The 14153-nt window shown below is 65.3% G+C and carries 13 protein-coding genes; 7 read left to right on the top strand and 6 right to left on the bottom strand.

Translation table 11 applies throughout. From position 1 onward, the window contains the following. Positions 1-70 precede the first annotated feature (70 nt). The gene (gene ubiG / locus N2605_RS00450; RefSeq protein WP_260345533.1) at positions 71-838 is read right to left on the bottom strand and encodes a bifunctional 2-polyprenyl-6-hydroxyphenol methylase/3-demethylubiquinol 3-O-methyltransferase UbiG; all 768 of its coding nucleotides are present in this window, start codon (positions 836-838) and stop codon (positions 71-73) included. A 14-nt stretch (positions 839-852) separates the two neighbouring features. After that, positions 853-1320: a PH domain-containing protein gene (locus N2605_RS00445; protein WP_036014717.1), complete on the bottom strand. Its 468-nt coding sequence runs from the start codon at positions 1318-1320 to the stop codon at positions 853-855. A gap of 151 nt (positions 1321-1471) precedes the next feature. Here N2605_RS00445 and N2605_RS00440 point away from each other — a divergent pair, with 151 nt between their 5' ends. From N2605_RS00440 to N2605_RS00420, 5 genes are all read left to right on the top strand, one after another. Beyond that, a complete protein-coding gene (locus N2605_RS00440; RefSeq protein ID WP_260345531.1) occupies positions 1472-2728 on the top strand; it encodes an aspartate kinase in 1257 nt (418 codons plus the stop codon). Positions 2729-3064: 336 nt separating this feature from the next. After that, entirely contained in the window at positions 3065-5332 is a 2268-nt protein-coding gene (ptsP, locus tag N2605_RS00435) for a phosphoenolpyruvate--protein phosphotransferase (RefSeq protein WP_036014720.1), read from the top strand. 59 nt (positions 5333-5391) lie between these two features. Next, positions 5392-6477: a peptide chain release factor 1 gene (prfA, locus tag N2605_RS00430; RefSeq protein WP_225113766.1), complete on the top strand. Its 1086-nt coding sequence runs from the start codon at positions 5392-5394 to the stop codon at positions 6475-6477. Positions 6478-6480: 3 nt separating this feature from the next. Further along, complete coding sequence (gene prmC / locus N2605_RS00425) at positions 6481-7362, top strand: peptide chain release factor N(5)-glutamine methyltransferase (RefSeq protein ID WP_225172729.1); 882 nt, start codon at positions 6481-6483, stop codon at positions 7360-7362. 461 nt (positions 7363-7823) lie between these two features. Continuing rightward, positions 7824-8582, top strand: coding sequence for a DUF4167 domain-containing protein (locus N2605_RS00420; RefSeq protein ID WP_036042629.1), 759 nt, complete (start codon positions 7824-7826; stop codon positions 8580-8582). Positions 8583-8692: 110 nt separating this feature from the next. Here N2605_RS00420 and N2605_RS00415 read toward each other — a convergent pair whose 3' ends face one another. Next, positions 8693-9439: a methyltransferase domain-containing protein gene (locus tag N2605_RS00415; RefSeq protein WP_036014737.1), complete on the bottom strand. Its 747-nt coding sequence runs from the start codon at positions 9437-9439 to the stop codon at positions 8693-8695. A gap of 108 nt (positions 9440-9547) precedes the next feature. On the opposite strand from N2605_RS00415, the gene gloB reads away from it, so the two are divergent. Next, positions 9548-10315, top strand: a complete 768-nt coding sequence (gene gloB, locus N2605_RS00410; RefSeq protein ID WP_036042630.1) for a hydroxyacylglutathione hydrolase — start codon at positions 9548-9550, stop codon at positions 10313-10315. Positions 10316-10352: 37 nt separating this feature from the next. Continuing rightward, the gene (locus N2605_RS00405) at positions 10353-10775 is read left to right on the top strand and encodes a cupin domain-containing protein (protein WP_057030161.1); all 423 of its coding nucleotides are present in this window, start codon (positions 10353-10355) and stop codon (positions 10773-10775) included. Positions 10776-10786: 11 nt separating this feature from the next. On the opposite strand, the gene yddG is transcribed toward N2605_RS00405, so the two are convergent. The 3 genes from yddG to N2605_RS00390 all read right to left on the bottom strand — a co-directional run bounded on the left by yddG (position 10787) and on the right by N2605_RS00390 (position 13946). Next, positions 10787-11656 (bottom strand): aromatic amino acid exporter YddG, encoded by an 870-nt coding sequence (gene yddG, locus N2605_RS00400; protein ID WP_057030162.1) that lies wholly within the window; start codon positions 11654-11656, stop codon positions 10787-10789. Between the two features lie 142 nt (positions 11657-11798). Next, complete coding sequence (gene phbB, locus N2605_RS00395) at positions 11799-12524, bottom strand: acetoacetyl-CoA reductase (protein WP_225145419.1); 726 nt, start codon at positions 12522-12524, stop codon at positions 11799-11801. A gap of 243 nt (positions 12525-12767) precedes the next feature. Then, positions 12768-13946 (bottom strand): acetyl-CoA C-acetyltransferase, encoded by a 1179-nt coding sequence (locus tag N2605_RS00390; protein WP_036026194.1) that lies wholly within the window; start codon positions 13944-13946, stop codon positions 12768-12770. Positions 13947-14153: the final 207 nt, after the last annotated feature.

Genomic DNA, 14153 nt, shown 5'->3' with positions numbered 1-14153 from the left:
CCGCATTCGTCCCTACGAACGCAGAAGGACAGCGTTCTTGGAGTGACGGCTCGCACTGACCCGGGGCAGTTCACACCATCGCTTCCGCGACGACCATGTAGTTCACGTCCATATCGGACGACAGCGACCATTTGTCGGCGAAAGGAGAGTAGACGACGCCGGTCTGCTCGGTGATGACAAGACGGTTGTCGAGCAGGTATTTCGTCAGTTCGTCGGGCGTGACGAACTTGTTCCACTCATGCGTGCCGCGCGGTAGCCAGCGCAGGACGTATTCGGCACCGACGATGGCGAGGGCAAAGCTCTTCCAGTTGCGGTTCAGCGTCGAGACCACCATCAGGCCGTTCGGCTTCAGCATCGCGGCGCAGCGCTTCAGGAACATGCCGACGTCGGTGACGTGCTCGACCACCTCCATCGCCAGCACGATGTCGAAGCGCTCGCGCGGGTCGATCTCCTCCACCGTGGTGCAGCGATAGTCGATCGCCAGATGGCTCTTGTCGGCGTGCAGCTTCGCCGCCGCGATGTTGCTCGCGGAGGGATCGATGCCGATGACCTGCGCTCCGAGGCGCGACAGCGGCTCGCAGAGCAGGCCGGCGCCGCAGCCGATGTCGAGCACGCGCAAGGACCCAAGACAATTGAGGCTGCGCACGTTGCGCTCGAACTTGCGGCAGGCGGCGTCGCGGATATAGCCGAGCCGCAACGAGTTGATCCGGTGCAGCGGCGCCATCTTGCCCTTGGGATCCCACCATTCCGCCGAGAGTTTCGAGAATTTCGCGATCTCGGCGGCGTCGACGCTCGAGCCGAGCTGGGCGGAAAGAGAAGTATTTTGCTGCATGCTCATGGTTGGGCGCGGTCCTACCGCGTGGTGATCGAACTACGGAAGGCGAGCGGCGAGGCGATGGTCTTGATCGTCTCGATACCCTCGCCGACGCCGCGAATCGTCACGTCGCCGTAGTTGAGAATACGTCCAAGAATGGTCTGGTCGACATCGACGCTCTCGACCTTGTCCAGCGCCATCTCGAAGGTTCGGCGCTTGATGAAGCCGGTCTTGTGCACGACCCTGAGGTTGGTGACGTCGGTCTCGGTGGTGAAACGATGGAACCAGCCCTTCACGGTCCAATACAGGGCCGCCAGAGCCGCGAGACCCGCGGCCCCGAGGCAAAGCAGAACGAGCCAGTCGACGGTCGCCTGCCGCGACAGGATGAGCAGGGCCAGCGCCGCGATCCAGGCCACGATGGCCGGAAAGTAGAAGATCCAGTGCGCATTGGTCGAATACAGCACGCGCTCGCCGGGCTGCAGGATCTCGTCGATGTAACGCGCCATGATCTAGCTTAACCCACTACCCCACCCTGCCCCCGCAGGAACCCGCTTGCCCCCGGCCCCGCCGCTCTGTATACGCGCGGTCGGTGTCCCCGAGGCACCCGTCCAGTGCGGGCCACCATACTGATCCTTATGAAGGAATGCACGCGTCGTCATGAGCCGCCTCGTGATGAAATTCGGCGGCACGTCCGTCGCCAACATCGAACGTATCCGCAACGTCGCACGCCATGTGAAGCGTGAGGTCGATGCCGGCCACGAAGTGGCCGTGGTCGTCTCGGCGATGGCCGGCAAGACCAACGAGCTGGTCGCCTGGTGCACCGAGGCCTCGCCGATGCACGACGCGCGCGAATATGACGCCGTGGTCGCCTCGGGCGAACAGGTGACGTCCGGCCTTCTTGCCATCGTGCTCCAGGGCATGGGCATCCAAGCCCGCTCGTGGCAGGGCTGGCAGATCCCGATCAAGACCAGCGACGCCCATGCCTCGGCCCGGATCGAGGACATCGACGGCAGCGAGATCATCAAGCGCTTCAAGGACCGAAAGGAGGTCGCGGTCATCGCCGGCTTCCAGGGCATCAACCCCGAGACGGGTCGCATCACCACGCTCGGCCGTGGCGGCTCCGACACCTCGGCCGTGGCGATCGCCGCCGCCGTCAAGGCCGACCGCTGCGACATCTACACCGACGTCGACGGCGTCTACACCACCGATCCGCGAATCGTGCCGAAGGCCAAGAGGCTCGACAAGATCGCATTCGAAGACATGCTGGAACTGGCCTCGCAGGGCGCCAAGGTGCTCCAGGTCCGCTCGGTGGAACTCGGCATGGTCCACAACATGCCGATCTTCGTCCGCTCGAGCTTCGATAAGCCCGAGGATATCGACCCGCATGCCAACCAGCCGCCCGGCACGCTGATCTGCAGCGAGGAGGAGATCATGGAAAGCCACGTCGTCACCGGTATCGCCTTCTCCAAGGACGAGGCTCAGATCTCGGTGCGCCAGATCGAGGACAAGCCCGGCGTTGCGGCCTCGATCTTCGGCCCGCTGGCTGATGCCAATATCAACGTCGACATGATCGTGCAGAATGTGTCCGAGGACGGCAAGACCACCGACCTCACCTTCACCGTGCCGGCCGCCGACTTCACCCGAGCCAAGGATACGATTACCGCAGCCAAGGCCAAGATCGGCTATGCGCGGCTCGATACCGCCACCGATGTCGCCAAGATCTCGGTGATCGGCAGCGGCATGCGCAGCCATGCCGGCGTCGCCGCCCAGGCGTTCTCGGCGCTCGCCCGGCGGAACATCAACATTCGGGCCATTACAACCTCCGAGATCAAATTTTCGGTCTTGATCGATACCGCCTATACCGAACTTGCGGTGCGCACCTTGCATACGCTCTACGGTCTCGATCAGACCTGACGGTCTTTCCGGAAAACCGCTTCGCACTTTTCCGGACAGTGCCAAAAGGCTAATTTTCTCTTAGCGGTCGCAGCAAACGCGAAGGTGTACACACCTTCGCGTTTGGCAGGCGTTTTGCTTGGCAAAACAAGCCTCAATTCGCTATACGGCGGACAGGGTGGGCTGCCGCAGACTGTGTCCCAGTTCAGGCGGCGCTGATTCGGTACGAGCACTCAATCTCCCGTGGATTTGGGCTTGTGCCTGCGCCGGACAAACAATTTGATTGTTTTTCTGGAATTTTGGTCCAGCCGCCGGCCGATATCGCCGGGCCCGGCCGATGGAGGAGATTGACGGTTCATGCGGAGCGCGTCGGGAGGTCCCCGCGTCTTGTTGAGACGGCTCCGCGAGACCATGGCGGAGCAGGTCTCGGCCCAGGAGCGGCTGGACAAGATCGTGGTGCTGATCGCCGCCAACATGGTGGCCGAGGTGTGCTCGGTCTATGTGCTGCGCATCGACAATACGCTCGAGCTCTACGCCACCGAAGGTCTCAACCGCGAGGCGGTGCACCACACCGTGCTCAGCGCCCATGAGGGCCTGGTCGGCCTCGTCGCCAGCGAGGCGACGCCGCTCAATTTGAGCGACGCGCAGAGCCACCCGGCGTTCTCGTTCCGGCCCGAGACCGGCGAAGAAATCTACCATTCCTTCCTCGGCGTGCCGATCCTGCGCGCCGGCAACACGCTCGGCGTGCTGGTGGTGCAGAATCGCGCCAAGCGCAATTATGTCGAGGAGGAGCTCGAGGCGCTCCAGACCACCGCGATGGTGCTGGCCGAGCTGATCGCCTCCGGCGAACTCTCCGCCCTGGCGCAGCCGGGCCAGGAGCCGGCGGCGCGCCATTCGGCGCAGAAAGTCGGTGCCATCCTGTCGGAGGGCATCGCGCTCGGCCATGTCGTGCTGCACGAGCCGCGCGTCGTCATCAAGGACTACATCGCCGAAGACCTGCCGAAGGAGATCAAGCGGCTCGATACTGCGCTCGCCAAGCTGCGTGCCGATCTCGACCGCATGCTGGAGCGCGGCGACGTCGCCGAAGGCGGCGAGCACCGTGAGGTGCTTGAAGCCTATCGCATGTTCGCCAACGACCAGGGCTGGTCGCACAAGCTGCACGAGGCGGTCGCGACCGGCCTCACCGCGGAAGCCGCGGTCGAGCGCGTCCAGTCGGACACCCGCGCGCGCATGCTGCGCTCGACCGACCCCTATTTGCGCGACCGGCTGCACGATCTGGAAGACCTCGGCTACCGCCTGATGCGGCAGCTGGTCGGCCAGGATCATGCGCCCTCGCGCGAGCAGCTGCCCGACAACGCCATCGTCATCGCCCGCGCGATGGGCCCGGCGGCGCTGCTCGACTACGACCGCAAGCGCCTGCGCGGCATCGTGCTGGAGGAAGGCACCGCGAACTCGCACGTCTCGATCGTGGCGCGGGCGCTGGGCATCCCTGCGGTCGGCGAGGTGCCGAACGCGCCTGGAATCGCCGATCCCGGCGACGCCATCATCGTCGACGGCACCTCGGGCTCGATCTATGTGCGCCCGTCGCAGGAGATCGAGGCGGCCTTCGCCGAGCGCGTGCGCTTCCGCGCCCGCCGCCAGGCGCAGTACCTGGCGCTGCGCGACCGGCCCTGCGTCACCAGGGACGGCCAGAAGGTCGAGCTGATGATCAACGCAGGTCTTGCAATCGACCTGCCGCATATCGAGGACACCGGCAGTGCCGGCATCGGCCTGTTCCGCACCGAGCTGCAATTCATGGTCGGTCAGAGCCTGCCGCGCACCAGCGACCAGCTCGCGCTCTATCGCACCGTGCTCGATGCCGCCGGACCTAAGCCCGTCACCTTCCGCACGCTCGATATCGGCGGCGACAAGGCGCTGCCCTATATGGAAGCGGTGATCGAGGAAAACCCCGCGCTCGGCTGGCGCGCGATCCGGCTCGGGCTCGATCGTCCCGGCCTGTTGCGCGGCCAAATCCGCGCGCTGCTGCGCGCCGGCGGCGGCCGCGCGCTGCGCATCATGTTCCCGATGATCTCGGAGGTCGCCGAATTCGACTCGGCCAAGGCGCTGGTCGAGCGCGAGCTCACATACCTCCGCCAGCACGGCCACACGCTGCCTGAACGAATCGACATCGGCACCATGGTCGAGGTGCCCGCCCTGCTCTACCAGCTCGACGAGCTATTGAAGAAGGTCGATTTCATCTCGGTCGGCTCCAACGATCTGTTCCAGTTCCTGTTCGCGGTCGACCGCGGCAACGCCAAGGTCTCCGAGCGCTTCGACACCATGTCGGCGCCGATCATGCGCGCCTTGCGTGACATCGCGCGCAAGGCGCACGCGGCGCAGAAGTCGCTCTCGCTGTGCGGCGAGATGGCCTCCAAGCCGATCGGCGCACTGGCGCTGATTGCGCTGGGCTACCGCTCGCTCTCGCTCTCGGCGACCGCGCTCGGCCCGGTCAAGGCGATGGTGCTCGACCTCGACGCCAAGAAGGCCGAAGCGATGCTGGGCCCTCTGCTGGATGCGCCTGCGGGCAGCGTCTCGATCCGGCAGAAGCTGACGGAATTTGCCGAGGCCGAGGGCCTTGCGTTGTAGCGGGCCTGTCGCCAGCTTCCCGCCGCCCTCGCCTCCTTCCGCACTTTGAGACAGAACCGATGTCGTCACTTCCCGAAGCCAAACTGGACGTCCTGCTCGCGCATCACGCTTCGCTCGAGGCCGAATCGCTCGGACAGCTCGCCTCCGAGCGTTACGTGCAGATCACGCGCGAGCTCGCCGAGCTCACGCCCCTGATCGAGGCGGTGAAGTCCTATCGCGCCGCCGTCAAGGAGCTCGCCGACACCGACGCGTTGATCGCCGATGCCGCCACCGATGCCGAGATGCGCGGCATGGCGGAAGCCGAACGCGACGAGCTCGCGCCGAAAATCGAGGAACTGGTCCAGAAGATCCGCGTCGCGCTCCTGCCCAAGGACGCCATGGACGACCGCAACGTCATGCTGGAAATCCGCGCCGGCACCGGCGGCGACGAGGCTTCGCTGTTCGCCGGCGACCTGTTCCGGATGTACGAGCGCTTCGCCAGCTTGCAGGGCTGGAAGGTCGAGGTGATCTCCGCCAGTGAAGGCACCGTCGGCGGCTACAAGGAAATCATCGCCGAGATCCAGGGCCGCGGCGCATTCTCCAAGCTGAAATTCGAATCCGGCGTTCACCGCGTGCAGCGCGTGCCCGACACCGAGACGCAGGGGCGCATCCACACCTCCGCCGCGACGGTCGCCGTGCTGCCCGAGGTCGAGGACGTCGACGTGGACATCAAGAACGACGACCTGCGCATCGAAACCATGCGCGCAGGGGGCGCCGGTGGCCAGCACGTCAACAAGACGGAATCGGCGATCCGCATCACCCACATCCCGACCGGCATCGTGGTGATGATGCAGGACAGCCGCTCGCAGCACAAGAATCGCGCCTCCGCCATGAACATCCTGCGCTCGCGCATCTATGACGCCGAGCGGCAACGCGTCGAGGCGGCGCGCTCGGCCGAGCGCAAGGAGAAGGTCGGCTCCGGCGACCGCTCCGAGCGCATCCGCACCTACAATTTTCCGCAAGGACGCGTCACCGATCATCGCATCAACCTCACGCTCTACAAGCTGCCGCAGGTGATCGCGGGTGAAGCGCTCGGCGAACTGATCGACGCACTGACGACGGAGCACCAGGCCGCACAGCTCGCTGCGCAAGGCGCGGCGGCCTGAGGCGTGAGCAACCCCTTCACCGGACAATCCATCGAGAGCGCGCGGCGGGCGCTGGCTGCGCAACTGAGATCGGCACGGCTCGACGAAGCCGAGCTCGACGCGCGCATCCTGATCAGTGCGGCACTCGGCCTCGACCTCACCGGCCTGGTCACGCAGGCGGCCCGTCTCCTGACCGCGGCCGAAGCATCGCGGCTCACGCAACATGCACAGCGCCGCATCGCCGGCGAGCCGGTGTCGCGCATTCTCGGGACGCGCGAATTCTGGGGCTTGCCGTTCCGCCTGTCGGAAGCAACCCTGGTGCCGCGCCCCGATACCGAGACCGTGGTCGAGCTTGCGCTCGAGATTCTCCGGGAGCGGCAGGCATCTGACCCGCCGCGGATCGCCGACATCGGCACCGGATCGGGCGCGATCCTGCTCGCGCTGCTGCACGAAGTTCCGGATGCGTTCGGCGTCGGCACCGATCTCAGCCAGAACGCGCTCATGACCGCCAGGGACAATGCCGCGGCGCTGGGACTCGCCGACCGCGCCGCCTTCGTCGCCTGCTCCTACGCCGCGGCGCTCGGTGGCCCGTTCGACCTCATCGTGTCGAATCCGCCCTATATTCCCTCGGCTGAAATTCCGAAATTGAGCATCGAGGTGCGCGAGCACGACCCTCATCTGGCGCTCGACGGCGGCAATGACGGATACGACGCCTATCGCGCCCTGATCCCGCAGGCGAGCGAGCGGCTCGCCCCCGGCGGCGCCCTGGTCGTCGAGGCCGGACAGGGCCAGGCCCAAAATATTGAAACCTTGATGAGGGCCGCCGCGTTATCGCTGGACAGGTCACCCAAGGCCGACTTGGCGGGCATTCCGCGGGCCGTTTCGGCCCGAAAAATGCCCCCATAAAAGCCGGATTGGCCTGCAAAAACCACTTGGAATATCCCGTGGGAACGACTACGTTCCGGTCAACACATCGGTGCCGGCCCCGTAGACCTACGGGCGAAAGCCGGGCTCTCGGGCGAGAGCTTTACTGATTGAAGGTTCCAAGCCGCAGGTCCTGTTGAGCGCGATGGCCCGTGGAGCTGCGCTGCTCTCTCCGACCGCAAGTGAACGAAAGCCTGATATTGCGCTTGAACACTTACGCAAGAAAGCTGGGCTTGTTTCGGCAGGCGAAATGAATGGGTTCGCTGGCAATAGATGCTGGCGGGTGGGGAACGCGTCTTTGTTGAACGCGACGGTCGACGAACATCGGCAGGGTTGGATCCGCTTTTGCGCGGTGCGCGCAAGACATGTGAGCCACTGTCACCAGGTCACTCCTAGCAATCAGTAATGCGTGCAACCTTTAGGGCTGGAATTAAAGGCAGGACATGAGAAACGGTCAGAACAAGCAGCGGATGCGCAACCGCAACAACAATAACAACAACAACCGGCGCGGCCAGAACCCGATGACCCGGGTCTACGAATCCAACGGACCCGACATCAAGATTCGCGGCACTGCTTCGCACATCGCCGAAAAGTATCTCCAGCTTGCACGTGACGCGCGCTCCTCCGGCGATCCCGTTGCAGCCGAGAACTACTACCAGCACGCCGAGCATTATTTCCGCCTGATCGCGGCGGCTCAGGAGCAGTTCCGTCAGAACCAGCAGCCGCGCGGCGATGAGCCCATCGCCAGCAGCGACGAGGGCGAGGACGACGGTGAGAATTTCTCGGCCTTCGGCCAGGAGCCCGGCTTCGTCCCGCAGCCCCAGCCGCAGCCCTTCATGCGCGACCGCGACGGCCAACGCGATCATCACCAGCGTGATCACCAGCCGCGCGACAACCAGCCGCCCTATCAGCGCGACAATCAGCAGCCGCGCGAGCACCGCGAACGCGATCACCGTCCGCAGCCGCAATATCAGCCGCAACCCGCCAACCAGCCGCAGCCTGTCATCGCCGATGGCGGCGTCGACCGCCTACCCTCCTTCATCACCGGCGCGCAGCCGCAGGTGAACGGCAATCAGGGCGGCTTCGAGGGCGGCGGTGGCGGCGAGCGCTATCCGCGTCGGCGGCGCCGGCCGCATGGCCCGCGCCCGGAGCGTGAAGCCGCTCCGGTTGCTTCCAGCGACGAAGTCGCCCCCGGCGAGTAAGCTCTTCTGACTTTCCGACTCGAATCGTCCCGGCCTCGCCGGGACGATTTGCTTTTGACGCTGTGCGTTGGCCGGACACAGACCCACCTCTCCGGAAGGGAGAGGTGAAGCTAACTGCGCGTCACCGTCGTCGAGGATGGCACCAGCACGGGCTTGGCGAGCGAGGGAATCAGCCGCGCCCGCTCGCGCTTGGCGGGGATCGCGCGGTAGACCTGCTTGGTCGCCTCCACGATGTGGACGCCGGCAAAGGGCAGTGACAGCGCGGCACCGGCACGTTCCCACATCTGGGCCGATTTCAACACCCAGCCGCCGGCGTAAGGCGGCATGAACAGCGCCTCGCCCCAGGCGGTCGGCGTGAACCAGGTCTGGCGCAACAGCTCGGTGATCTGCGAGCGCGAATAGGGCCGGCCATGGCCGAACGGCGTGCTGTCGGTGCGGGTCCACACCCCACGCCGGTTCGGGATCACGGCGATGACGCGCCCGGAGGGCGACAGCACGCGCCACACCTCGCGCAGCAACGCGGCCGGATCGTCCGACATCTCCAGCGCGTGCACCAGGAGAATGCGGTCGACCGCGGCGTCGGGAAGCGGCAGCGAGAACTCATCCACCAGCGACGCCAGCGCGGGCCGTCCCGTCGGCCATTTCAGGACACCCTGCGCCGCCGGCATGAAGGCGAGGCAGCGCTCGGCGTCCTCGCGGAACAATCCCAGATAGGGTGTGGGATAGCCGACGCCGAGCACGCGCTGGCCCTCGGCGCTGGGCCAGCGCTCCCTGATGCCGCGATTGATCATTTGCCGCGCCACGATGCCGAGGCGGCGGGAGTAGAACTCGCGAAGGTCGACGACGTCGATGGTCATGACCGCAATGTAACATGCGCGAGGGCGCCGCTGCGCGCGGAATATTGCATTGCCTGCGCAACGTTAACGCCATATTTGTCTGGCGGGGCTGAGCGCGATGGAGATGACATGGCCGCCGAAATTCGTACTTTCAACTGTTTAAACGACAATTTCGGTTATCTGATCCACGATGTGGAAACCAAAGCGACGGCCTCGATCGACGCGCCGGAGGCCGGCCCGATCCTCAAGGCCCTGGAGCGCGAGGGCTGGCAGCTCACCGACATCCTGATCACCCATCATCATGGCGATCATGTCGGCGGGGTCGCCGAGCTCAAGCAGAAATACAATTGCCGCGTCGTCGCGCCGCACGACAAGACCACGAAAATCGCCAACGTCGACCAACGCGTCGCCAATGCCGACGTGGTCAAGATCGGCAATCTGCTGGCGCGTGTCGTGGAGACGCCCGGCCACACGCTCGACCACATCTCCTACGTGTTCGACAATGAGAAGACGGTGTTCGCCGCCGACACGCTGTTCTCGATCGGCTGCGGCCGCGTGTTCGAGGGCACCTATCCGATGATGTGGGATTCCCTGCTGAAGCTGCGCGCCCTGCCCGACGACTTCAAGCTCTATTGCGGCCACGAATACACCGCGTCCAACGTCAAGTTCGCGCTCACCATCGAGCCGGACAACGCGGCGCTGCAGGCGCGCGCCGCGGAGGTGACAAAGCTGCGCGCCGAGAACAAGCCGACCATTCCCTCGCTGCTCGGCGAGGAGAAGCGCGCCAACGTGTTCCTGCGCGCCGATGAGCCGGCGGTCGCGGCCAAGCTGCATATGAAGGGCGCGGATCCCGCTGCGGTGTTCGGCGAACTGCGCGAGCGCAAGAATAAATCCTGACGCAAAAGTCCTGAAGCACACATCCCGACGAGGATCGATGCCGACCGCAGCCGAGATCATCGCACGCCTCGAGCTCCGCCCGCATCCGGAAGGCGGACATTATCGCGAGACGTTTCGCGACCAGAGCACGGACGCCAACGGGCGTTCGCGCTCGACGCTGATCTACTTCCTGCTCGCGCGCGGCGAGCGTTCGCACTGGCATCGCGTCGATGCGGTGGAGACGTGGCACTATTACGCCGGCAGCCCCTTGACGCTGCGCATCGCCCATGACGGCTGCTCGCAGCACGAGGTGCGGCTCGGCGCCGACCTCGGCGGCGGTGAGCGGCCGCAGGCGATCGTGCCTGCGCTGGCCTGGCAGATGGCGGAAACCACCGGCGAGTGGACGCTGGTCGGCTGCACCGTGGCGCCCGCATTCGAGTTCGCAGGCTTCGAGCTCGCGCCGTCCGGCTGGGAGCCGTAGCTCCGCTCCAATCATCGCTTCCGCAGCACCATGTCCTTGGCCGCGATCAGGCCGCCCCCGGCAATGAGGATCGCAGCAAGGGCGATGTTGGCGCTGGCCTTGGCGAAACCGGCAGCGATGAGGAATCCCGTCGAGAGCAATGGCGTCGCGTAGGAGGCGGCGCCGAGCACACGGATGTCGCCGCGCTTCATGCCGATGTCCCAGGCGTAGAACGCGGCACCGACCGGGCCGATGCCGAGTGCGATGACCGAGAGCCATTGCACCGTGGTCTCCGGCCAGACCGTGGCTTCAAGCAGGCCATGCATCAGCGCGGCCAATATTGCCGTGGCAAGACAGAAGCCCGCGACCGCATCGGTCGGCACCGCTTTCAACCGGCGCGACAGCACCGAATAGGTCGCCCAGACGAACGCCGCGATGAAGGCCGCGATGAGACCCGGCACAGCTCCAGGCGCAAAACCGCTGGTGTTGCCGGCGAACAGCAGCACCGTGCCGACGAGGCCGAGCACGGCGCCGATGATGTGGTGCGCCGCCAGCCGCTCGCCTGGCAGGAAGGACGAGAACAGCACGATCAAGAGCGGCCACAGGTAATTCAGAAGGCCGGCTTCGGCCGGCGGGGCGAAGCGCAGCGCGAGGAAATACAGCGCGTGATAGCCAAACAGGCCGCCGACGCCGACGATCCAGACGGCGAGCGGTTGCCGCAAGCTTCTCGCCGCCTCGCTCCGCCCGATCCAGGTGAGCAGGCCGACGACACCGCCGATCGCGAAGGTCATCGCAGCGAGCTGAAACGCCGGGATCTTTCCGGTCGCCACCGTCATCACCGACAGCAGCGACCACATCAGGATCGCGGTCAGACCGATCAGCGTGGCAGTGCGGGGAGTCATTGGCCCAATGTTTCCGTCATGGCGGGGCTTGTCCCGGCCATCCACGTTCTTCCGTGGCGACGGCTGTTGTAAGGCCGTGGATGCCCGGGACAAGCCCGGGCATGACGATGTGGACAATATCAGCCTGCGTGATGCGATCGCATCACACCATGTACTGGCCGCCGTTGACCGACAGCGTCGAGCCGGTGATGGCGCCGGCCTCATCCGCGGCGAGGAACACGACGGCACGCGCGATCTCTTCGGGCTCGCCGAGACGGCCGATCGGAATCAGCGGCAGGATCGCCTTCTCCAGCACGTCCTTCGGCACTGCCTGCACCATCTCGGTATTGATGTAGCCGGGACAGATCGCATTCACGGTGATGCCGCCCTTGGCGTTCTCCAGCGCCAGGGCCTTGGTGAAACCGATCTCGCCGGCTTTCGCTGCGGAGTAGTTGACCTGTCCGAACTGCCCCTTCTGGCCGTTGATCGAGGAAATGTTGATGATGCGACCGAACTTGCGCCCGCGCATGCCTTCGATCACCTGGCGCGTCATGTTGAACAGCGAGCCCAGATTGGTGTTGATGACGGCGTTCCACTGCTCAAGCGTCATCTTGTGGAAGGCACCGTCCCTGGTGATGCCGGCATTGTTGACCAGCACGTCGACCGGACCGACCTCGGCCTCGACCTTCTTCACGCCCTCGGCGCAGGCCTCGAAACTGCTGACGTCCCACTTGTAGACGGCGATGCCGGTCTCGGCCTTGAATTTCTCCGCGGCAGCGTCGTTGCCGGCATAGCTCGCCGCAACCTTGTAGCCGGCGGCCTTCAGCGCCTTGCTGATCGCAGCACCGATGCCCCGCGTACCACCCGTCACCAATGCAACACGTGCCATGTCGTATTCCTTCCCTCTTCCTTGGACGCTTCGGACTTTTCTGACGTGATCGCTTTTTAGCTACGGATTATGCGGTTGGTTTGACGGACATCAAGAACAAAACGCCCGGCATCGAGCCGGGCGTTTTTCTTTAGTCGAGGCTTGTCGGGTTGCGAAGAATATTTGATTTGCAACCGCTGCCTTTTTAGTCGCGTGCAACGCACGCGCTGACGTGTGCGGCGCACCCGTCAGCTGCGCGTAAGATCAGTCGCGCGCCACACACATGGCGATGCCCATGCCGCCGCCGATGCACAGCGTGGCCAAGCCCTTCTTCGAATCGCGCTTCTGCATTTCGTGCAGCAGCGTCACCAGCACGCGTGCGCCGGACGCGCCGACCGGATGGCCGATCGCGATCGCACCGCCGTTGACGTTGACCTTGGAGGTATCCCAGCCGAGGTCCTTGTTGACCGCGCAGGCCTGTGCCGCGAAGGCTTCGTTGGCCTCGATCAAATCGAGATCGCCGACGCTCCAGCCGGCCTTCTTCAGCGCGGCGCGCGAGGCCGGGATCGGGCCCGAGCCCATGATCTTCGGATCGACGCCGGCCTGCGCCCAGGACACGATCCGCGCCAGCGGCTTCTTGCCTTCCTTGGCGGCCTGCTTGGCGGTCATCAGCACCACGGCGGCAGCGCCGTCGTTGATGCCCGAGGCCGAGCCCGCGGTCACCGTGCCATCCTTCTCGAAGGCGGGCTTGAGCTTGGCCATCGCGTCGAGCGTGGCGCCATGGCGCGGATATTCGTCGGCGCTGACGACGACGTCGCCCTTGCGGGTCTTGATGGTGACGGGGACGATCTCGTCGTTGAACTTGCCGGCCTTCTGCGCCGCCTCGGCCTTCTGCTGCGAGGCCACGGCGAACTCGTCCTGCTGGGCACGGGTGATCTGCCATTGCCGCGCGACGTTCTCGGCGGTGTTGCCCATGTGGTAGCCGTTGAAGGCATCCCACAGGCCGTCCTTGATCATGGTGTCGACCAGCTCCAGGCCGCCCATCTTCACGCCGCCGCGCAGATGCTGGGCGTGCGGGGCCATGCTCATCGATTCCTGCCCGCCGGCGACCACGATCTCGGAATCGCCGTTGAGCAGCGCCTGGTAGCCGAGCGCAACCGTGCGCAGGCCCGAGCCGCACAGCTGATTGACGCCCCAAGCCGGGCTCTCCACCGGAATGCCGGCGCCGATCGACGCCTGGCGGGCCGGGTTCTGGCCTTGGGCGGCGGTCAGGATCTGACCCATGATCACTTCGGAGACCCGGCCGGGCTCGATGCCGGCGCGCTCCAGCGCGGCCTTGATGGCGACGGCGCCAAGGTCATGGGCGGGTAGGGTCGCGAACGCTCCGTTGAAGCTTCCGACCGGGGTGCGGGCGGCGCTGACGATGACGACATCGTCTGACATGGGCATCTCCTGGGGCTTGAGTTCTTGTGAAGGGGGCAGGCGGGCTGGAAAGCGAACGCCAGTCTCGTCAGCCATCCTGTTAACGTCGTTGAGGCATGTCAATCGGCGGGGCACCGAATTCATACCGCAGCGCATTCAAAATAGCGTTCTGGGCGTTTTCGCAAGCAGGATTTTGCTCTGCAATTAACCGTGCCGCACAAAACGGTA

Source organism: Bradyrhizobium yuanmingense (assembly GCF_025200905.1).
GTDB classification, from domain to species: Bacteria; Pseudomonadota; Alphaproteobacteria; order Rhizobiales; family Xanthobacteraceae; genus Bradyrhizobium; species Bradyrhizobium yuanmingense.
The sequence above is the reverse complement of the archived record's forward strand: the minus strand, read 5'-3'. Positions and strand labels throughout refer to the sequence as shown.